Raw genomic sequence first — 18,540 nt, 5'->3', positions numbered from 1 at the left:
GAGTCAGGAACAAATTTCCAACTTCCAACTGCCAACTTCCGGGTTCGTCAGAGTTTTTTCAGGATTTGTTCGGTGATCTGTTTGACGAGGGCCTCGATGCCGGGATCGGGCTGGGCCTCGGGTGCGGAGGCGGGCGCAGTCTCGGGATAACAGACGACGCCGGGGCGGAAGTCGCTGTTGTCGCAGAGTTCGCACTCCTTGAGGCCGTCGCGGTTGTCGGGCATGCCGAGCGCCTTGCGGATTTTTATAAATTCCTTCGCCTTGGCTCCGCCCACGCCTTCGCCGATCTCGCCGCCGAGCTGGGAGGCGATCCAGATGGTTTTGCAGTAGGCATCGGTGTTTTCCATTTTCCAGTAGGCGTCCTCGACGTCCTTGCCCCAGGTGATGACGCCGTGGTTGAGCAGGAGGACGGATTGGTTGTCCTTGCCGACTTCGCCGACCGTGTTGGCCATCTCGGGGGAGCCGGGAGTCTCGTATTTGGCGAGAGCGATCTTGCCGAGGAAAATGTCGGCTTCGGGGATGAGGCAGGTGGGGGGCTGCACGCGGGCGACGGCAAAGGCGGTGGCGTGGGGCGGGTGGGCGTGGACGCAGGATTTGCAGAGGGGCTGGCGCTTCATGATCGCGAGGTGCGTCATGGCTTCGCTGGTACGCTTGCGGGCGCCGGCGAGCTGCTTGCCATCCATGTCGATGAGCGCGACGTCCTCGGGCTTCATGAAGCCTTTGGAGATGAGCGTGGGGGTGCAGAGGACGAGGTTGTCGCCGACGCGGACGGTGATGTTGCCGCCGTTGCCGTCGGTGTAGTCCTTTTCCCACATGCGGCGGCCGATGTCCACGATGCGGTGCTTGAGGGTCTCGATGGCGGGGGAGGCGAAGAAGGCGGCGATTTCGGCGGGCGTCTTCGGGTCGCTGCCGGGCGTCCACTTGTATTCGTAATCCGGAACGATCGGCTCGGTCGGCGTGGCGCTCGCGGCGGCGGACGCAGCGGGACGCAGGGCGCCGGAGGAAGGCAGGATCGAGGCCTTGTCGCGGAGCGTGTCGCGGGCGGCGGGCGTGAGGCGCGCAGTGGCGGGAATGGGAGCTCCGGTCTTGAGGAGATCTTCGATGTCGCGGGCGGTGAGCAGTTGGGACATGGCGGGTGAGGAATCAGGAATCAGGAATTGATAATTAAAAATTAAGAATCGGGAGTGACGGGCGGGGTGTAGGAAATGGTGTCGATGATGGCGGCGGCGTAGGCATCGACGGGCGTGGGTTTGTCGAAGGGAGCGGAGGCTTCGGCGCCTTCGGTGAAACCGATGATCTGGCCTTCGGCGGCGCCGAGAGCTTCGTAAACGACGGTGCTGTTGCCCTTGGCCAGAGGGAGCATGGGGTGGCCGGGAGTCGCGAATTTCTCGCGGTTGAGGGGCTGCGCGATCACGAGGCGTCCGCCGCGTAGCGAGGGATCTGCTACGCTGAGCGTGACTTTGCCGATGACGTGAGCGAGGCGCATGGTTTTGGTTTTTATTTCTTCGGTTCGTCGACGATGGCGAAGACGAGATTGCGGAGAGGGGAGTGCGAATCCTTGACGAGGTCGCGGGTGGCGGAGCCGTCGGTGTGGAAGAGGACGCGCTGGTGCAGGCCGGCGTTGAGCGGATCGGTGGCGAGGACCGGGTCGCCGACGGGTCGATTGTTCTCGTCGAGCGGCTGGCAAATGACCGTGCGGTGGCCGCGCATGCTGGGATGCGCGGTGGTCGCAGTGATCGTGCCGTCGATTCGGGCGAGTTGCATGGAAGAAAATTAAGAATTAATAATTAAAAATTAAGAATCGGGAGAGTATGAATCAGGTATGTGGATACAGAAGGCAGCGGGCTTGGAATTTTTAATTCTTAATTATTAATTCTTAATTCGCGCATCAATAGATGCGGAGGTTGTCGACCATGACGCAACGGCGGGTGCGGGTGAAGGTGCGCGGCGTGGCGATGCCTTCGCCGGTGGTCGTGGCGATGGAGTAGTTCAGGTAACCTTCGCCGCCGAGGCCGAGGCCGGCGGTGGAGGGGCCGTTCTTCACGAACAGCGTGGTGTCGAGCGCGCGGGCCATCTGCGTCATGTGCTCGACGTTGAGCGAATGGATGATCGAGGAGTGCTTGTAGCCGTGTTCGCTCCTGGTGGCCTGGGTGACGGCCTCGTCGAAGGTCTTGACGCGCACGACCGGGATCATGGGCATCATCTGTTCCTCGACGACGAAGGGATGGTTGGCGTCGGTCTCGGCGAAGAGGAGCGGGGTGTCGGCGGAGACGGTGGCGCCGGCGTGGCGGGCGAGGACGGCGGCATCGACGCCGACGAGCTTGCGGTTGAGCACGGGGTGCGAGCAGCCGCCGGCATCTTTCGCGGTGGTGAAGGCGGCGGCGGTGAGGGCGGCGAGCTGGCTGCTGTTGAGCTTGGCGGCGCCGGCGGCGGCGAGCTCGGTCATGAAGCGGTCGGCGATGTGTTCGAGGACGAAGACCTGCTTTTCGCCGACGCAGAGGAGGTTGTTGTCGTAGGCGGCGCCGGCGAGGGTGTCGGCGGCGGCCTTGGCGAGGGAGCCGGTGCCGTCAACGACCACGGGGGGGTTGCCGGGGCCGGCGCAGATGGCGCGTTTGCCGGACTTCATGGCGGCGGCGACGACGCCGGGGCCGCCGGTGACGCAGAGGAGGCGGACGGTGGCGTTCTTGCAGAGAGCGTCGAAGGTTTCGAGCGAGGGCTCGGCGATGACGCAGACGAGATGCTCGATGCCGGTGGCGGCGTGGATGGCCTCGTTGATCGCGCGGATCGCGATGGCGGCGCAGCGGGCGCCTCCGGGATGCGGGTTGACGACGATGGCGTTGCCGGCGGCGACCATGGCGACGATGTTGCCGCAGATGGTCGGGACGGAGTGGGTGACGGGCGTGATGGCGCCGATGACGCCGAAGGGGACGCACTCTTCGAGGGTGATGCCGTGGTCGCCGCTGAGAGCGTAGGGGCGAAGCCATTCGAGGCCGGGGACGAGTTTTACGATTTGCAGCTTCTCGACCTTGTGGGCGAGGCGCCCGATTTTTGTCTCCTCGAACTCGATACGGCCCCACTCGACGGCGTTGCGGGTGGCGAGATCCTTGACGATTTCGATGACCTTGGCGCGTCCGGCGAGGCCGGCTTGCTGGAGCTGAAGAAAGGCTCCCTGGGCGGCGCTGGCGGCGGCGGCGACGTCGTTGAACACACCGAAGCGGCCTTGGGGGACACGGGGGGCGACGACGGCCGGGGCGGCGGCGGGCGCGGAACCGTTGGAGGAGGCGGCGCCATTGCGGCCGAGTCCGCGGAGGACTTCTTCAACTACGGTGCGGAGGGCGGTTTCGTCGAGGGTGAAGGCTGACATGGGAAATTAAAAATTAATAATTAAGAATTAAAAATTGGAGAGGGCGTGAAAAAGGAGGCAGGGGGGGATGTCTGGCAGGTGGTTTTACCGGATCGTAATTCTTAACTTTTAATTTTTAATTATTAATTAATTACGATGCGTTTGCCGAGGACATCGACGGTGTCCACGATGCCGATGACGGCGGCGTCGACGGGGAGGTTTTTCATGCCTTCGGTGCCGCGGGCGGAGCTGCCCTGGCAGAAAAGGACAGTCTCGCCGGTGCCGGCTCCGAGCGCGTCGACCGCAACGATGGTGTTGGTGCCGGGACGGAACCGGGTCGGATCGGCCTCGTCGATCAGGAGCGGGCGAAGGACGAGGAGCTTGCGGCCGGTCATGGCCGCATCCTTCTTGGTGGCGACGATTGAGCCGATGACGCGGGCGAGAAACATGGTGGTGAGTGCCGGATGGCGGAAGGTGAGCGGTAGTCGCGGGTGAATGGGACATGGGCTGGAAGCCCATGCCACCGTCGATCATCACGGGCAGGATGCCCGTGCCACACGCGTTGCGGGCGGGACGCCCGCGCCACGGGTTATTTCTTGCCGGCGGCGGCGGGCGCGGGAGCGGCTTTCGGGAGGATGCTGGCGACGTCGTCGTGCGGGCGGGCGATGACCTGGACGCTGATGACTTCGCCGACCTGGCGGGCGGCCTGGGCGCCGGCGTCGGTGGCGGCCTTGACCGCGGCGACGTCGCCGATGACGATGGCCGTGACGAGGGCGTTGCCGACCTGCTTCATCGGACCGGCCAGGGTGACGTTGGCGGACTTGAGCATGGCATCGACGCCAGTGACGAGAGCGGTGAGACCGCGGGTTTCGAGGAGACCGAGTGCTTTGGACATATAGGTTGGGTGGTTAAAGGTTGATGTGGTCGGGAGCGGGAAAGGTGGTGGCGGGTGGTGGAGGCGAGGGCTGGGAGTTATGGGTGGAGGTTTTTCAGGAGGCGGCGGGTTTCGCGGGCGACGACGAGTTCCTCGTTGGCCGGGATGACGAGGACCTGCGTGCGGGAATCGGGCGTGGCGAGGTTGTGTTCGGCGGCGGCGGTCGTGTTGCGCGCCGGGTCGAGCGTGAGGCCGAGGGCGGCGAGGCCGGCGCAGACGTCTTCGCGGAGCCAGGCGTTGTTTTCGCCGATGCCGGCGGTGAAGACGAGCGCGTCGCAGCCGCCGAGCTCCAGCCAGAAGGCGCCGATCCAGTGGCGTATCGAATGGACAAATACGTCGATGGCGAGCCGGGCGCGGGCGTCGCCTTTTTTGGCGGCTTCGTGGATGTCGCGCAGGTCGTTGCTGACGCCGGAAAGGGCGAGCAGCCCGCTTTCCCTGGTGAGCTGTTTCTCGATGTCGGCGACGGGGAGGCCGAGCTGTTTGTGGATGTAGGGGATGGCGGCGGAGTCGAGGTCGCCGACGCGGTTGTTTTGCGGCAGGCCGGACTGGGGGCTGAGGCCCATGCTGGTGCCGATGGCCACACCGTTGCGGATGCCGGTGACGGAACTGGAGCCGCCGAGGTGGCAGGAAATGACGCGGAGGGGAACGGCGGCGTCGGAAAGCGGGGCGGGGCCGCGGAGGTAGAGGTTGCGGGCGTTGTCGGCGATGTCGTCGCGGCCGAGGAGCTCGGCGGAGCGTTCGGCGACGTATTTGTGGCTGGCGCCGTGGAAACCGTAGCGGCGGACGCCGGCGTCGTACCAGGATTGCGGGACGGCGTAGCGGGTGGCCGGTTCGGGGACCCACTGGTAAAAGGCGGTCTCGAAGAGGGCGACGAGCGGCAGGCCGGGGAGTTTTTCGCGGAAGCGGCGGATGCCGGCAGCGTAGGGGGGATTGTGCGCGGGGGCGAGGTCGGTGGCGGCGGTGAGCGCGGCCTCGGTTTTCTCGTCGGCGGGCACGCAGCCGGTGAGGTTTTTGCCGAGAACGGTCTTGAAGCCGACGCCGGCGAGATCGGTGGCGGCGGCGAGGTGGCCGGCGGCCTTGAGCTCGGCGAGACAGGAATCGATGGCCTGGCCGTAATCGGTGACGCGCTCGAAACCGCCCTTGGCCAGCAACGACGCCTCTTCCGCGCCGTCCGCTTCCGCGGCGAAGCGGAAGAGGCGGTACTTGAAGGAGGTGGAGCCGATGTTGGCGACGAGGATTTTCATGGGAAAAGCTGAAATACTGAAAAGCTGAAAGCTGAAATCAGAAGCAGCGGGGACGAGCGGCTGGCGGGAAGGTGGTTCCTCTTTACCTCCCGCATCCACCCGCCGGTCCGGGTGAGCGGAGCCGGGGTGATGCCGTGGATGCGGGATGGTGAAGAGGGGTAAGTGGTTTCCGGATACGCGGTGGCGGGCGGAGTGTCAGGCGACCCACTTGCCGAGACCGGCGAGGTCGTCGTGCGGACGGGGGAGGACCTGGACACTGATGACTTCACCGACGCGTTTGCCGGCTTCGGCGGCGGCCTCGACGGCGGCCTTGACGGCGGCGACGTCGCCACGGAAGAAGGCGGAAACGTAGGCGCTGCCGATGGCTTCGTAGCCGGTGAGGGTGACGTTCGCGGACTTGAGCGCGGCGTCGCAGGATTCCAGCAGGGTGGTGAAGCCTTTGACTTCAACGATACCGAGAGCGAGTTGTGACATGGTGGAAAAAATCAGGAATTAATAATGAACAATTAAGAATCGGGAAAGGCCGCGCTCAGGCGAGGCCGACGGCCTTGAGCAGGTCGGCGTGGGGACGGGCGATGACGTGGGAGCTGACGAGCTCGCCGACGCGCTTGGCGGCTTCGGCGCCGGCATCGACGGCCGCTTTCACGGAGCCGACGTCGCCCTTGATGACCACGGCCACGAGGCCGCCGCCGATTTGTACGGTGCGCACGAGCGTGACGCTCGCGGCCTTGACCATGGCATCGCTGGCTTCAACAGAGCCGACAAAGCCGCGGGTTTCAACTAGTCCGATGGATTCACTCATGATGGATACGGTTTAGAGTTTGGTGTTCAGGGTTCAGAGTTTGCGCAGACGGAGAATCGGGAGAGTGCGGGAGCGGGAAGGGTTCAGGCCTTGAGGAGGGTGACGGGGGTGTTGGGTGTGAGGGCGCAGGCGTTGGCCTCGTCGGTGTCGATGTGGACCTCCAGCTTGAAGTCTTCGTGGACGCGCGCAAGGATGCGATCGAAGGTCAGCGCGCATTCGCCGCCGATGCGCAGCTTCATGAATTCGCCGGGTTTCACCTTGTAGAAGGCGGCGTCCTCGGGGTGCATGTGCACGTGCGGCGCGGCGCGGATGACGCCTTCCTCGAGTCTGAGAAAACCGGCGGGGCCCATCAGCATGCAGCCGGGCGTGCCCTTGATGTTGCCGGAGGCGCGGACGGGGATGTCGAAGCCGAGGGCGATGGAATCGGTGAGGGCGAGCTCGATCTGGTTGAGGTCGCGGCAGGGGCCGAGGATGCGGAGATTGGAAATGACGCGGCTGCGCGGGCCGATGAGGGTGACGGTCTCCTTCGCGGCGTACTGGTCTTTCTGGTACAGCCACTTCATCGGGGTGAGTGTGCGGCCCTTGCCGAAAAGCGTCTCGACGGCCTCCGGAGTGAGGTGGCAGTGGCGGGCGCTGACGTTGACGAGAAGCGGATTGGGCGCCTGGACCTGGCGCGGCGCGGGACGACCGGCGCGGGCATAGAGGGCGCGGCGGACGAGGTGTTCGATTTCAGCGCGATGCGGTGCGGGCGGAGGCAACATGGGGGAGAGTGGCGATCGGGAAGGAAAGGTGGAAAACGGTGGAGAGAGTGAAGAGTCGGAAGAGAAGACAGCGGTGCTCCCGGAAGAGGAAGCGGGTGGATCGGCAGGAGGTTTTGGTCAGGGTGAAACAGGTCGGATAATGGGGAGAGCAAGAGCGAGGACGGCCGCAAAGGCAAGCCCGGGTTGGTAGATTTTGAGAGATTTTGCGAGTTTTGCTCCAGATTATGGCAGAATATTGCAGGACGGGTGGTTGGCCAAAAGGCCGCCGGCTGGTTGCCGTTGGCTGCTTGTGTGGCGGGGATGACCGGCTAGATTGGCGGCACGATGAAAACGACAGTCCTTTTCCGTTGCCTGCTTTGTTGGGTGCTGGCGGGTGCCTTCGGTATGGCGGGGCTTGCGGCCGGATCTTCCGCGCCGCAGCCGGAGCAGGACCGGGATCGCGCTCCGGCGGGCGAAGAGGCGACCGGCAGGCCGGAGGATGCGACGTTCTCCGAAAAGGCGGGGAAGGCAGCGGAGGAGGCGTGGGACGCGACGAAGAAAAAATCCCGGGAACTCTACGAGGATGCGAAGGTGGCTGCCCGCGGGGGCGTCGCCTGGCTCGACGAAACGACGTATGACGCGCGGACCGCCGCGGCGGCGAAGCTCGACAGGCTGGCGGACAAGGCGGGCGAGAAAATCGCGGACTGGAAGGCCGGGGCGAAGGAACTCACGCCCGAGATGAAGGCGAAGCTGGACAAGGCGCTGGCGGATTTCCGCGAGGCGGTCCGGGAACTCGGCAAGGCTGGAGCGTCCGGGTGGGGTGCGGCGAAGACGAAAGTGACCGAGTCCTGGGAAAAGCTGCGGAAGGCGTTCGGCGAGGCGGAAGGCGGAAGCGGCGGGGAGTCGGAAAAACCGGGCAAGCCGGAGAAGGAGGGAGATGCCGGCGAGGAACCGGACGGGGGCGGCAAGGCGCCGTCCCGCCCGGCCGGGGACGAAAAACCCCCGGTGGAATGGGTGTGAGGCGTGAGACCGTGAGGCCGGCGGCTCACGCTTTCGCTGGCACCTGGTGGGCCGTCAGACTTTGACGGCGAAGAGTTCCTCGTGCATGACGCCGTCGGCGACCTTGTTGACGGTGCCGGTCATGCGGATGGCGAAGTCGTCGGCGATCTCGATGCCGATCTGTCCGCCGGGCATGTGCACAGTGACGTTGCCGTCCACGAGGCCGAGCTTGTGCGCCACGGCCGCCGCAGCGCTGGAGCTGCTGCCGGAGGCGAGCGTGTAGCCGGCGCCGCGCTCCCAGATCTCGATGCGGATGTTGGCGCGGTCGAGGACTTGCAGGAATTGCACGTTGGTCTTGCGCGGGAAGTGGGCGTGCGTCTCCAGGTGGGGTCCGTATTTGTGGGCGAGTTCGGCGGAGACTTCGGGGAGCGGGAGCACGCAGTGCGGGTTGCCGATGGTGGCGGCGCAGAAGGTGAACTCGCGATCGAGGACCGTGATCTTTTCGTTGATCACCTCGCGGGCGGCACCGGCAACGGGGATGCGGGCGCTGTCGAAGCTCACGCGGCCCATGTCCACGGTGATGAGGCGACCGGCTTCCTTGATTTCGGAGCGGACATGGCCGCCGGGGGTCTCGATGGTGAACACGGGATTTTTGACCAGCCCGGCGTCCCACAGATAACGCGAAAAGATGCGCAGGCCGTTGCCGGATTTTTCGGCTTCGGAACCGTCGGGATTGAAGATGCGCAGCCCGAATTCGCTCTGCGAGGAGGGCAGGGGACCCCAGAGAATGCCGTCGGAGCCGACACCGAAATTGCGATGGCAGACGACGCGGATCTGCTCCACCGACGGAGCGGGTTGCCAGGCCGGGAAGTCCGCGGGGTCGAGGACGATGTAGTCGTTGCCGAGAGCGTGGTATTTGTGGAAGCGCATGTGTGAAGTAGTGCGGTGGTCGTGAGAGAGTGTGCGGTGCGGAATGTGCGGAAGCGGGCCGCCGCCGACGGGTGCGGAGAACGGGCCGGATATCGCAGCCGGATACGCAAGCACACAAACCGGGCAGAACGGAAGCCCGGACTGCTGATGCCAAAGCCCCAAAGCCTTCAGATTTTTACACCAAGGCCGCAAAGAGCGCAAAGGATTGCCAGTTACCTTCTTCGCGTCCTTTGCGGCCTTTGTGTAAAATCAAAAACATTCGGGACCTTGGTATGACAACGGTTGACGCCTGTTGACACGGCCGGAGCGCCGGCCTCCGGAGGCGGCGCTTTCGCATTTTTCCGCTTCACTCCGGGCGGCGCGCCGCCAGCTTCAGGCGCGTGCCCAGCACCGCTCTCACGTTTTCTTCCCGCGCGGAACACCGCGCATGGCTCGCCTCCCGCGCTGCGTTGCCGCGCGGCTTTCGCGTCGGCACGGCGCGCTTCGATTTCACGCCGGCGGAGGCGCCGAAACCGGCCCGGATGACGCTCACGCTCATCGCACTCGACCGGCCGGCGGAGAGCTTTGCCGCCATGTTCACGAAAAACGCCTTTCCCGGCGCGCCCGTGATCGTCGGGCGGCGGCGGCTGGCGGAGCCGGCGCTCGGAGCGATCATCGTCAACAACAAGATTTCCAACGTCTGCGCGCCCGGCGGCGTGGAGACGGCAGAGCGCATCTGCGCGGAGACCGGCCGCCTGCTCGGCATCCCGGCTTCGGCGGTGTTGCCGAGTTCGACGGGCGTCATCGGCTGGACGCTGCCCGTCGAGGCGATGCTGCAAAACCTGCCGCAGGCCGCCGCCGCGCTCGCCGCCGACGGCAGCGGCGACTCCGTGCTGCCCGCCGCCGAAGGCATCGTGACGACCGATCTTTATCCGAAAGTGCGCAGCGCGACCGTCGGTGCGGGCGGGGAAGGGGGCGCCGCGAACGCCGGCCGCATCGTCGGCATCGCCAAGGGCGCCGGCATGATCGAGCCCAACATGGCGACGATGCTGGTCTATATCCTGACCGACGTGGCCGTGCCGCGCGACGCACTGCGCGCCATGCTGCAACGCGCCGTGGAGGTGTCGTTCAACCGCATGAGCGTGGACAGCGACACGAGCACCTCCGACACCGTGGTGCTCGTCTCCTCCGGCGCGGTGTCGCTTTCCTCTTCCGGCGGCGCGGCCGCGCAGGCAGCCGCGCTCGCGGAGTTCGAGGCCGCGCTGACGCAGGTGTGCCGCGATCTCGCCGAGGACGTTGTCCGCAACGGCGAAGGCGTGCGCCACGTGATCCGCGTGGAGGTGAAAAACGCCGCCACGGCCGCGCTCGCCTGCGCGCTGGGCAAGGCCATCGTCAACGCCCCGCTCTTCAAGTGCGCCGTCGCGGGCAACGACCCCAACGTCGGCCGTCTCGTGCAGGCGATCGGCAAGCACGTGGGCGCGCACGCTCCCGGCATCGATCTTTCGCGGATGCGCGCGGAGATCGGCGGCATCGAGATTTTTGCGCGCGGAGCGTTCCAGCTCGATCCGCAGAAGGAACTCGCACTCGTGGCGCACCTGAAGGCGGCGGAGCTCTACGCGAGCCGGCCGACCGCCGAAGGCGTGTTCACGCCGCCGGTGGACTACCCGCCGCACGAGCGCTGCGTGGAGATCGTCGTGGACCTCGGCAACGGTGCGGAAACCGCCACGGTCTTCGGCGCCGACCTCACGCACGAATACGTGAGCGAAAACGCCGATTACCGGAGCTGACCCGCCGGCCGGGGCGCGGGGTGTGCGGGGGCGAGGGGCCTGCTTTCCGATTCAGTCTTGCAGAGGCCGGTTTCGGGCGTTTTTGTCCGAAACGCCCTGATTTTTCCCCGTTTTTGGGCTTTTTTTACCGAAAAAACCGGATTTTCACGCATTTCTTGCGAATCTTTGTGCCCCGCCTATCAGCCAGTTGCCCCGTTCGCCCGGGGCCTTCAGGAAACGGAGCTATCCGTTCTTCGCAATTCTCACCATGAGTCTTCCATTCCGCACCCTTACGGCCGAGGAGGCCGCTTCCCTTATCAACCACGGCAATACGATTGGCGTCAGTGGTTTCACGCCCGCCGGCGCCGCCAAGGTCGTGCCGAAGGCGCTCGCCGCCCGGGCCCGTGCGGAACACGAAGCCGGCCGCCCCTTCAAGGTCGCCATCGTCTCCGGCGCCTCCACCGGCGACTCGCTCGACGGTGAACTTGCCCGCGCCGACGCCATCTCCTGGCGCACGCCCTACCAGAGCAACAAGTCGCTCCGCGAAAGCATCAACAGCGGCAAGACCCGCTTTTTCGACATGCACCTCTCGCACCTCCAGCAGCAGGTGCGTTGCGGCTTCCTCGGCAAATTCGACTGGGCCATCGTCGAGGCCAGCGACGTGACCGCCGACGGCGAGATCGTGCTCAGCACCTCGGTCGGCGCCTCGCCCACCTTCCTGCGCACCGCCGAAAAAGTCATCATCGAGCTCAACCGTTACCACTCGCCGAAGCTGCGCGGTTTCCACGACATCTACGAACCGCTCGATCCCCCGCACCGGAAAGTCATCCCCTTGGAAAACTGTTCCGACCGCATCGGCAACGCGGTGGTGAAAGTGGACCCGAAAAAGATCGTCGGCATCGTCGAGAGCAACAAGGCCGACGAAGTCGGCGGCTTCGATCCGGCTGACGAACTGACCAACAAGATCGGCGCCAACGTGGCCGAGTTCATCGCCAACGAAATCCGCGTCGGCCGCATCCCGAAAGAATTTCTCCCGCTCCAGTCCGGTGTGGGCAACATCGCCAACGCCGTCCTCGGCGCGCTCGGCGCCAATCCCGACATCCCGGCGTTCGAGATGTTCTCCGAAGTCATCCAGGACTCCGTTATCGGCCTCATCCGCTCCGGCAAGTGCAAGTTCGCCACCGGCACCTCGCTCACCATCGCTCCGGACCTGCTGAAGAGCATTTACGAGGATCTCGAGTTCTTCCGCCCGCGCCTCCTGCTCCGTCCGCAGGAAATCACCAACAACCCGGAAATGGTGCGCCGCCTCGGTATCATCACCATCAATACGGCGATCGAGGTGGATATTTTCGGCAACGTGAACTCCACGCACGTCATGGGCAGCAGCCTCATGAACGGCATCGGCGGGTCGGGCGATTTCACGCGCAACGCCTACATCTCGATCTTCACCTGTCCGTCGTCCGCCAAGGGAGGCAAGATCAGCACCATCGTGCCGCTCGTCTCGCACATGGACCACAGCGAGCACTCGGTGCAGGTCGTCATCACGGAGAACGGCATCGCCGACCTCCGCGGCAAGGACCCGAACGAACGCGCCCGCCTCATCGTCGAAAAGTGCGCGCATCCCGAGTTCAGGGACCAGCTCCTGCGTTACTGCGAGATGGCGAAAAAAGGCCACACCCCGCAGACGCTCGCCAACGCCTTCCTCATGCACCAGCGCTTCCTGGAGACCGGCGACATGCGCGGCGTGCAGTGGATCGGCTGAGCGGGCCCGGAGTTTTTTGGGGCTCTTCGACGTTTGCGGTGGCTGAAGCTACGCAGACGGTCTGGACGGAGCGGCGGCATTCCTGCCGCTGCAGACGACGCGGAGCGTCGCCGGTCAGGTCAGGACAGTCAGGCAGAACAGCGAGGCACCGGGCGAGGCGCTGACGCGCCTCGTCGCAGCGGCAGGAATGCCGCCGCTCCGGTGTGGCACGGCCATCCTGGCCGTGGACGGCGTGGAGCGCCGCCGGTTGTTTTCCGGACGGAGCGGAGAGGCAACGGAAGCGGGCGGGACGCCCGCGACACTCCGGAATCGTTCTCGTACTCTTTCTCGTACTCTTTCTCCGGTCCGGGTTCGTTCTCCTTCTCCTTCTCTTGATCGTTCTCCTGATCGATCATTCTCCTGCTCCGGCATTCGCACGACGCGCCGCAGCACGAGTACGAGAAAGAGAAGGAGTACGAGAAAGAGTACGATCCGGAGAACGAGTAAGAGAACGAGAATGAGAAGGAGTGGTTGCGGGCGGGACGCCCGCGCCACGACGCCGGAGATCAGCGCCCGATCGGGCTGCTGTCGTTGCCATCGCCGGCGTGCGTCTTCGAGTCGTCCCAGGCGAGCACCTGCTTCGCGGCGTCGAGCTGCGGGCGTAGTTCGGAATACGCTACGTCCTGCACCGCGATGTCGCCGGCGCGGCGCGCCGTAGCGACAGCAATGGCGGCGCTCTGCGCCAGGATCATGAAAACGGGCTCCATGCGGATCGATCCGAAGGCGATGTGCGATGCCGAGAGCGCCACGGGGACGAGCAGGTTTTTCACACGATCCGCCCGGGGCGGGATGATGGAGCGGTAACCGATCGGGTAGGGCTTGGGGAGCTTGACCTGGACGTCGCCTTCGTTCCTGACGTGGCCGTTTTCGTCCACGAAGCGGCGGCAGTTGTGCGAATCCATCGTGTAGGCGGCCATGCCGATGGCGTCATCCACCTTCTGTTTCGAAAGGCAGTGAAGCTCGGTCATGACGAGATCGCCGACCATGCGGCGGCCTTCGCGGATGTAGAGCTGGTTGGGCCAGTTGCCGCTGTCGGTGAACTCGTCCTTCGCCAGCCCCCAGGTGTTGACCTGCGCCTGAATACCGGCGGGCACCGCGGGATCGTGGGCATAGAACCACCAGAGGCCCTGCACCCAGGTGACGTGCGCCTGGAAGAGTTTTTCGCGTTCCTCGTGCGAGGCGGTGGGCCAGGCGTAGTTGCCGCCGATGAAGTCGCTGGAGACGGCGCCATGGTTGTTGGTGTCGGTCTTGAGGCCGCGGATCCTGTCGTGTTTGTGGAAGACCTGGTTCCAGCCGGTGGCCAGGTAACGGGCAAGCAGCTCATAGGCCTGGCGGTCGTAGCCTTCGGGTTTCGGGAAGGGCACGAGATTGTCTTTTTCCTGCGTCATGCAGATGCGGAAATTGTAGGCCTGCACGCGGTGGTCGCCGGCGCCGATCTCGGGGAGGCCGGGCTCGATGCCGGGGAGGAAGCCGCTCTTCGGGTCGCCGGGGACGATGTACGGATCGACGGGATTGTCGAACTGGTGCTTGGGGTGGACAATCTGGCCGTTGAGCGTCTCGCCGTAAGTCGAATTGCCCTCGCGGCCGACCGTGAACGTGACTCCGGCGGCGGCCATGAGGTCGCCTTCGTAGGAGCAGTCGATGAAGTACGGCGCGCGGGCGCGGGCGCCATTGGTGAAAGCGATTTCGGTGACACGGCCTTCGAAAGCCGCGGCGCTTTTCAGGTAGTGGCCGTGGTGGACGGTGACGCCGGCTTCGGCGAGCCAGGCGTTGAGGGTTTTTTCGGCGGCGGAGGGTTCGAAGCGCCACTCGGCCTCGCAGCCGTAGTGCTGGCCGAGGCGTTGGTAAAATTCGAGGGCGAGGCCGCCAATGGCATCCTTGTTGCCGAAATCCGTGAAACCGAGACCGCCGGTGGTGAGGCCGCCGACGTGGGTATGCGGGTTGAAGATCGCCACGGTGAGGCCGAGGCGGCGCGCCTGAATGGCGGCGGCGCAACCGGCGGCATTGGCCGAATAAATGACGAGGTCGGCCTCGTGTGCGGGCTGGTCGGCGGGCACGGCCGGAGCCGGGCGGTAATAAGAGGCGCGGGTGGAATTGATACGGGTGTTGGCAGTGGTGCTCATGGCAAATGTGAAAAATCAGTCCACCGGTTTTTACAGCGTGACGGATTTGGCAATGCGCAGGTAACTTAACCGTAAAGTGAAACCAGCAAGAACCGAAAAGCGAACGGCCCGCGGCAACAGCGGCGGCGGGAGGAAAAAACGGGAACGGGCAGCGGAAGACGCGCTGCCTGTGCTGGCGTCGGCCCCGGCGGCGAATGCTGCGGCGGGTCCGGTCCGGGTGACACTTGCCGACATCGCCCGCCGGGCCGGCGTCTCGCGCGCGGCGGTGTCTTATGCGTTGCGCGGCGGAACGGGCACGTCGGCCGGTACGCGGGAACGGATCCGGGAGATTGCGAAGGAGCTGGGTTATCGCCCCGATCCCGAACTGACGCGGCTGATGGCCCGGTTGCACGCGGGGCGGCTGGCTCGCGCGAACAAGGACGGGGGGGAGGGGGGGGCGCGGTTCGTCGGGAAGCTGGCGTTGCTGAATCCTCATCAGGAAAAAGATTTCGCACGCAACACCGGTGCGGTGGCGGATTTTTTCCGCAGCGTGAGCGTGCGGGCGCGGGAGCTTGGTTACGAAACGGAGGAATTCTGGCTGGGGGAGCCCGGGTTGTCCCCGCAGCGGCTGGCGCAGATGTTGATGGCGCGGGGCATCGAGGGCGTGGTGCTGGGCTCGACGGCGCGGCATGGCTCCACGGTCGATTTTCCGTGGGAAAACTTTGCCGCGGTGACGGTAGGGTATTCCGTTGTGCAGCCGGCGTTGCATCGCGTCGTGACGCATCATTACAGAAACACGCGGCTGGCGCTCGAACAGGTGAGGGCGCGCGGCGCGCGGCGCATCGGCCTGGTGGCCAAACGCGAGGCGGAGGAAGCGATGGAGGAACTGCACCTGGCGGCGTTCGGGCGCTATCTGGAAGCGGCGCCGCCGGCCGACCGGGTGCCCCCGCTGGGGTTTGGCGCGAGCCTCGCGCCGGAGGCATTGCGCGGATGGTGGGTAGAGCACCGGCCGGACGTGGTCCTTTCCACGGGGATCGGCGTGGAAGATTTCGCTGCGGCGGGCCTGCGGGTGCCGAGGGATGTGCAACTGGTCAAGCTGCTGCTCTGGGATGCGGAGGAAGGCACGGCGGGCGTGTTGCCCGGCTACGACCGGCTGGGCGTGGCGGCGGCGGAGCTGCTCGCCGGCCAGCTCGCGCGCGGCGAGCTCGGCCTGCCCGCCGATCCGCGCGTGGTGCTGGTGGAAGGGCGCTGGCAAGAGGGGCGGACGCTGCGGAGGAAACGTGGCGCCGCCATCCGGTAGTGCCAACGCACTATCGGAGGCATCAGCGCACAGCACGCGCCGCGGCTGGATGGTTGAACGGCGTCAATTTTTCCACGTGCATGGTGGTACCCTGAACAAACTCGCCCTCGACCATCACGATCCTCGGAACGGCGGGGATGCCGCGCGCATTCGTGCGCATGAGCGAGATCAGCAGATCGACCGCCGCCACGCCGATCTGTTGCGAATTCTGGTCGATCCCGGTCGTGTCACCCATCGCCGACAGGAGATCGGCGGTGGCAAAGTCCGGAGTATCTTTTTTATGAATACGATCGGCCGCCAACCACCGGCAAACCTCCATGCCAACCGAGATGACAACATCGGGCCGGTATTTTTTCAGCCACGCTTCCAGATACTCCCGCTTCCAGGTTTCAGGAACAAGCATGGGGATGCGGCGTTTGCCAGGAAGCAGGTCCGCAGCCGCTGAAAACGCTCCGCGCCAGAGGTGCAGCACGCGGGTGTCCTGGCCTTCCTCCATCGCTAAACCGATGTTCCGGTAACCGCGCGCGTGGAGCCGGTTCACGAGCCGTTGCATGGACAGGAAATGGTTGTGGCACGCGCGGCAGAGTCGCGGTTTTGCCAGCGAATAACCCAGCTCGACGGCGGAAAAATAATGCCAGGGAAAATCCTGAAACAAGAGTTGCGACCGGGGGAGGGGGGCGATGATCACGCCGTCGATGCCACGATTGCGGATGATCTCGCCAAGGCGGCGATCCGTCATGCCGGGTTCGTACAGCCAGAAAATCTCCAGCTGGTAGCCGCACGCATTGGCTTGGGCGCGAACACCCTCGTAGTAACGAAACAGTGACTGGTCTTTTTTCCACGTCTCCCTGTCCGGGTAGGCGATGAGGTATGCCAGCGTATCCGGACGGCGGTTGATGCGACGTGCACGCATCGCGTCCATGAGTTCGTGCATCCGGGGATCGGGCCGGTAACCAAGTGCCTCGGCGTGCCGCCGTATCCGGTCGCATGTCTTTGCCGGAAGCGTCGGCGAGTTGCGCAACGCGAGTGAAACCGTCGTGTGAGAAACGCCTGCGCGTGCCGCCACGTCGCGCAAGGTGACAGTCATTCCGACCGTAGTTTTGGTTTTATTACACTCTGGGCCTGTCCGGATGTTTTCATTCGCATCAGGGGGCAGAGCTTCAACCCGCGCCGGACTACGCTCGTCTTTCGCCGTCGCACCGCTCTTGGGCTGCGACTCCACATCCTGTTTTCTTTTCCCACGGCGTGAAAGCAGGCACGCCTCGCCTTCACGTAAGAAGCGCGAATGCAAAATGCGCACCGTGTTGACCCCGAGTCCGGTGAGGGCGGCAATGCTGGCGGCGTCCATGTTGTTTCTTGATCGCATCAAAACCGACTGAATTCGCCGGTATTCGGCCAGGTCCACGGCCTGCTCCAGCAAAGCGGCGAGCCGGTTGCTTGTTCCCTCGTGAAATTTTTTTGGGGGACGCATGACGGGAGAGAATGAAAGGAATCTGCAGCAACTGGATCGTTTTTATGTGTCTATTTAGTTTACAGGAAAATTTCGGCACCATTGCGGACATCACGGCAAGCGCATTGTTTCGAGTCCGATATATCATCCCATCCCGATTTTGTCCCCTGACCGACCTGCCATTTCCACCCATGAAAACGAAGACCTCACGCATCCAATCCCGAATCCTGCTCGCCCTTGTCAGCGTGGCCGCCCTGGCGGCCTCCTCTATCGTAGCGCAAACCACCGAGACTCGCTACAGCCTCGACACCGCCAAACTCGTTGGCACCTCCGGAGCAAACACCTATGTTTTTTACACCGGCGCTATTGGCGGGGCCTCGCTCGCCAAGAGCGGCGACAACCTTGCGTTCACCCTCAATGTCAACAACCCCGGCACTTACAATTACGGTCTGATGGCCGCTCATTTCGACGCGGTGTCGCTCAAGCAAATCGGAGCGTCCATCACGTTGGATTACGCCATCACGGTCAGTTCCAATTCAAGCACCCATTTTCTTTTCAGAGAGGACCAAAACACACCCTTTCGCGTCGGCCTCTTTGATTCCTCCGCCAGCACTCACATCACCGGCAACAACCAATACATGACTTGGTCGGGTTTCCAGAACTACACGGGTTACTCCGCCACCTATGCCGGGCGGGCCGAAAAGACGACCTACAATCCGCTCAAGATCCGCCCTGCCAATACCGACAGCAACCTTTTCGGCGGCATGACGAATATCGGCAGCAATTATTCCACGGGACGCCTTGGCACCTCTGCGGGCGTGACAGACTTCACCGGCATTTTTAAACTTGAACGCATCTCCGACACCGAAATCCGCATCACCTCAAAAGTGAATAACGACACGGAAGTCTCTACCATCGTCAGTTCCAGCCTCATCGAAAACTTCGACACCTTTGGCATCGCCGGATTTGCAGGCTCGGACGACTCCGTCCTCACTTTCACCAAGCTCAACGTCATCGCTGTCATTCCCGCCGCCGTTCCCGAACCCGGAACATGGGCGCTGTTCGGCGGCACGCTCGTTCTCCTTGCCACGTTCGCACTTCGCCGCGCACGCCGCCGGTAAACGCTCCGCGCTCTGCGCTTGTCCGCGTT

19 protein-coding genes are annotated in these 18,540 nt (G+C 64.4%); 5 read left to right on the top strand and 14 right to left on the bottom strand.

The genetic code is table 11. The annotated features are described in order from the left end of the window. Positions 1–47: 47 nt before the first annotated feature. The 10 genes from OPIT5_04235 to OPIT5_04190 form a co-directional block, all read right to left on the bottom strand. Positions 48–1,130, bottom strand: a complete 1,083-nt coding sequence (locus tag OPIT5_04235; protein AHF89561.1) for an aldolase — start codon at positions 1,128–1,130, stop codon at positions 48–50. A 41-nt stretch (positions 1,131–1,171) separates the two neighbouring features. Continuing rightward, positions 1,172–1,486 (bottom strand): carbon dioxide concentrating mechanism protein CcmL, encoded by a 315-nt coding sequence (locus tag OPIT5_04230; protein ID AHF89560.1) that lies wholly within the window; start codon positions 1,484–1,486, stop codon positions 1,172–1,174. 11 nt (positions 1,487–1,497) lie between these two features. After that, positions 1,498–1,764 carry an ethanolamine utilization protein EutN gene (locus tag OPIT5_04225; GenBank protein ID AHF89559.1) on the bottom strand — a complete coding sequence of 89 codons (267 nt, stop codon included), beginning with the start codon at positions 1,762–1,764 and terminating at the stop codon, positions 1,498–1,500. A gap of 124 nt (positions 1,765–1,888) precedes the next feature. Then, entirely contained in the window at positions 1,889–3,364 is a 1,476-nt protein-coding gene (locus OPIT5_04220) for an aldehyde dehydrogenase (GenBank protein ID AHF89558.1), read from the bottom strand. Positions 3,365–3,486: 122 nt separating this feature from the next. Beyond that, positions 3,487–3,792 carry an ethanolamine utilization protein EutN gene (locus tag OPIT5_04215; protein AHF89557.1) on the bottom strand — a complete coding sequence of 102 codons (306 nt, stop codon included), beginning with the start codon at positions 3,790–3,792 and terminating at the stop codon, positions 3,487–3,489. Between the two features lie 140 nt (positions 3,793–3,932). Next, positions 3,933–4,238 (bottom strand): carboxysome shell protein, encoded by a 306-nt coding sequence (locus OPIT5_04210; protein AHF89556.1) that lies wholly within the window; start codon positions 4,236–4,238, stop codon positions 3,933–3,935. Positions 4,239–4,315: 77 nt separating this feature from the next. Beyond that, a complete protein-coding gene (locus OPIT5_04205) occupies positions 4,316–5,521 on the bottom strand; it encodes an acetate kinase (protein ID AHF89555.1) in 1,206 nt (401 codons plus the stop codon). A gap of 195 nt (positions 5,522–5,716) precedes the next feature. Further along, entirely contained in the window at positions 5,717–5,995 is a 279-nt protein-coding gene (locus OPIT5_04200) for a microcompartments protein (GenBank protein ID AHF89554.1), read from the bottom strand. Between the two features lie 55 nt (positions 5,996–6,050). Then, entirely contained in the window at positions 6,051–6,323 is a 273-nt protein-coding gene (locus OPIT5_04195) for a carboxysome shell protein (GenBank protein AHF89553.1), read from the bottom strand. An 83-nt stretch (positions 6,324–6,406) separates the two neighbouring features. After that, positions 6,407–7,084 (bottom strand): transcriptional regulator, encoded by a 678-nt coding sequence (locus tag OPIT5_04190; GenBank protein ID AHF89552.1) that lies wholly within the window; start codon positions 7,082–7,084, stop codon positions 6,407–6,409. Between the two features lie 384 nt (positions 7,085–7,468). Between OPIT5_04190 and OPIT5_04185 the strand changes: the two genes are divergently transcribed. After that, positions 7,469–8,083, top strand: a complete 615-nt coding sequence (locus tag OPIT5_04185; GenBank protein AHF89551.1) for a hypothetical protein — start codon at positions 7,469–7,471, stop codon at positions 8,081–8,083. Positions 8,084–8,137: 54 nt separating this feature from the next. Here OPIT5_04185 and OPIT5_04180 read toward each other — a convergent pair whose 3' ends face one another. Beyond that, entirely contained in the window at positions 8,138–8,992 is an 855-nt protein-coding gene (locus OPIT5_04180; protein AHF89550.1) for a diaminopimelate epimerase, read from the bottom strand. A 380-nt stretch (positions 8,993–9,372) separates the two neighbouring features. On the opposite strand from OPIT5_04180, the gene OPIT5_04175 reads away from it, so the two are divergent. Beyond that, positions 9,373–10,758, top strand: a complete 1,386-nt coding sequence (locus OPIT5_04175) for an arginine biosynthesis protein ArgJ (protein AHF89549.1) — start codon at positions 9,373–9,375, stop codon at positions 10,756–10,758. On the opposite strand, the gene OPIT5_04170 is transcribed toward OPIT5_04175, so the two are convergent. Next, a complete protein-coding gene (locus OPIT5_04170) occupies positions 10,746–10,910 on the bottom strand; it encodes a hypothetical protein (GenBank protein AHF94062.1) in 165 nt (54 codons plus the stop codon). The genes OPIT5_04175 and OPIT5_04170 overlap by 13 nt on opposite strands. Before the next feature lie 95 nt (positions 10,911–11,005). On the opposite strand from OPIT5_04170, the gene OPIT5_04165 reads away from it, so the two are divergent. After that, positions 11,006–12,499, top strand: coding sequence for an acetyl-CoA hydrolase (locus tag OPIT5_04165; protein ID AHF89548.1), 1,494 nt, complete (start codon positions 11,006–11,008; stop codon positions 12,497–12,499). Between the two features lie 545 nt (positions 12,500–13,044). Here OPIT5_04165 and OPIT5_04160 read toward each other — a convergent pair. Beyond that, positions 13,045–14,661 (bottom strand): xanthan lyase, encoded by a 1,617-nt coding sequence (locus OPIT5_04160; GenBank protein ID AHF89547.1) that lies wholly within the window; start codon positions 14,659–14,661, stop codon positions 13,045–13,047. Between the two features lie 76 nt (positions 14,662–14,737). Here OPIT5_04160 and OPIT5_04155 point away from each other — a divergent pair, with 76 nt between their 5' ends. Next, on the top strand, positions 14,738–15,940 hold the full coding sequence (locus OPIT5_04155; protein AHF89546.1) for a LacI family transcriptional regulator: 1,203 nt from the start codon (positions 14,738–14,740) through the stop codon (positions 15,938–15,940). A 22-nt stretch (positions 15,941–15,962) separates the two neighbouring features. Here the strand turns inward: OPIT5_04155 and OPIT5_04150 are convergent, their stop codons facing one another. Next, positions 15,963–17,411 (bottom strand): LacI family transcriptional regulator, encoded by a 1,449-nt coding sequence (locus OPIT5_04150; GenBank protein ID AHF89545.1) that lies wholly within the window; start codon positions 17,409–17,411, stop codon positions 15,963–15,965. 170 nt (positions 17,412–17,581) lie between these two features. On the opposite strand from OPIT5_04150, the gene OPIT5_04145 reads away from it, so the two are divergent. Beyond that, entirely contained in the window at positions 17,582–18,511 is a 930-nt protein-coding gene (locus tag OPIT5_04145) for a hypothetical protein (protein AHF94061.1), read from the top strand. Positions 18,512–18,540 lie beyond the last annotated feature (29 nt).

The organism is Opitutaceae bacterium TAV5, from assembly GCA_000242935.3.
Taxonomy (GTDB): domain Bacteria; phylum Verrucomicrobiota; class Verrucomicrobiia; order Opitutales; family Opitutaceae; genus Geminisphaera.
Note: the sequence above shows the minus strand (reverse complement) of the source record. Positions and strands in the feature narration are given on the sequence as shown.

Bases quoted from the DNA above. Each gene is read 5' to 3' on its own strand.
- OPIT5_04165 (AHF89548.1), top strand. From the start codon at position 11,006: ATGAGTCTTCCATTCCGCACCCTTACGGCCGAGGAGGCCGCTTCCCTT.
- OPIT5_04180 (AHF89550.1), bottom strand. From the start codon at position 8,992: ATGCGCTTCCACAAATACCACGCTCTCGGCAACGACTACATCGTCCTC.
- OPIT5_04215 (AHF89557.1), bottom strand. From the start codon at position 3,792: ATGTTTCTCGCCCGCGTCATCGGCTCAATCGTCGCCACCAAGAAGGAT.
- OPIT5_04160 (AHF89547.1), bottom strand. From the start codon at position 14,661: ATGAGCACCACTGCCAACACCCGTATCAATTCCACCCGCGCCTCTTAT.
- OPIT5_04235 (AHF89561.1), bottom strand. From the start codon at position 1,130: ATGTCCCAACTGCTCACCGCCCGCGACATCGAAGATCTCCTCAAGACC.
- OPIT5_04220 (AHF89558.1), bottom strand. From the start codon at position 3,364: ATGTCAGCCTTCACCCTCGACGAAACCGCCCTCCGCACCGTAGTTGAA.
- OPIT5_04205 (AHF89555.1), bottom strand. From the start codon at position 5,521: ATGAAAATCCTCGTCGCCAACATCGGCTCCACCTCCTTCAAGTACCGC.
- OPIT5_04170 (AHF94062.1), bottom strand. From the start codon at position 10,910: ATGCGTGAAAATCCGGTTTTTTCGGTAAAAAAAGCCCAAAAACGGGGA.
- OPIT5_04185 (AHF89551.1), top strand. From the start codon at position 7,469: ATGGCGGGGCTTGCGGCCGGATCTTCCGCGCCGCAGCCGGAGCAGGAC.
- OPIT5_04225 (AHF89559.1), bottom strand. From the start codon at position 1,764: ATGCAACTCGCCCGAATCGACGGCACGATCACTGCGACCACCGCGCAT.
- OPIT5_04150 (AHF89545.1), bottom strand. From the start codon at position 17,411: ATGCGTCCCCCAAAAAAATTTCACGAGGGAACAAGCAACCGGCTCGCC.
- OPIT5_04200 (AHF89554.1), bottom strand. From the start codon at position 5,995: ATGTCACAACTCGCTCTCGGTATCGTTGAAGTCAAAGGCTTCACCACC.
- OPIT5_04195 (AHF89553.1), bottom strand. From the start codon at position 6,323: ATGAGTGAATCCATCGGACTAGTTGAAACCCGCGGCTTTGTCGGCTCT.
- OPIT5_04145 (AHF94061.1), top strand. From the start codon at position 17,582: ATGAAAACGAAGACCTCACGCATCCAATCCCGAATCCTGCTCGCCCTT.
- OPIT5_04230 (AHF89560.1), bottom strand. From the start codon at position 1,486: ATGCGCCTCGCTCACGTCATCGGCAAAGTCACGCTCAGCGTAGCAGAT.
- OPIT5_04190 (AHF89552.1), bottom strand. From the start codon at position 7,084: ATGTTGCCTCCGCCCGCACCGCATCGCGCTGAAATCGAACACCTCGTC.
- OPIT5_04210 (AHF89556.1), bottom strand. From the start codon at position 4,238: ATGTCCAAAGCACTCGGTCTCCTCGAAACCCGCGGTCTCACCGCTCTC.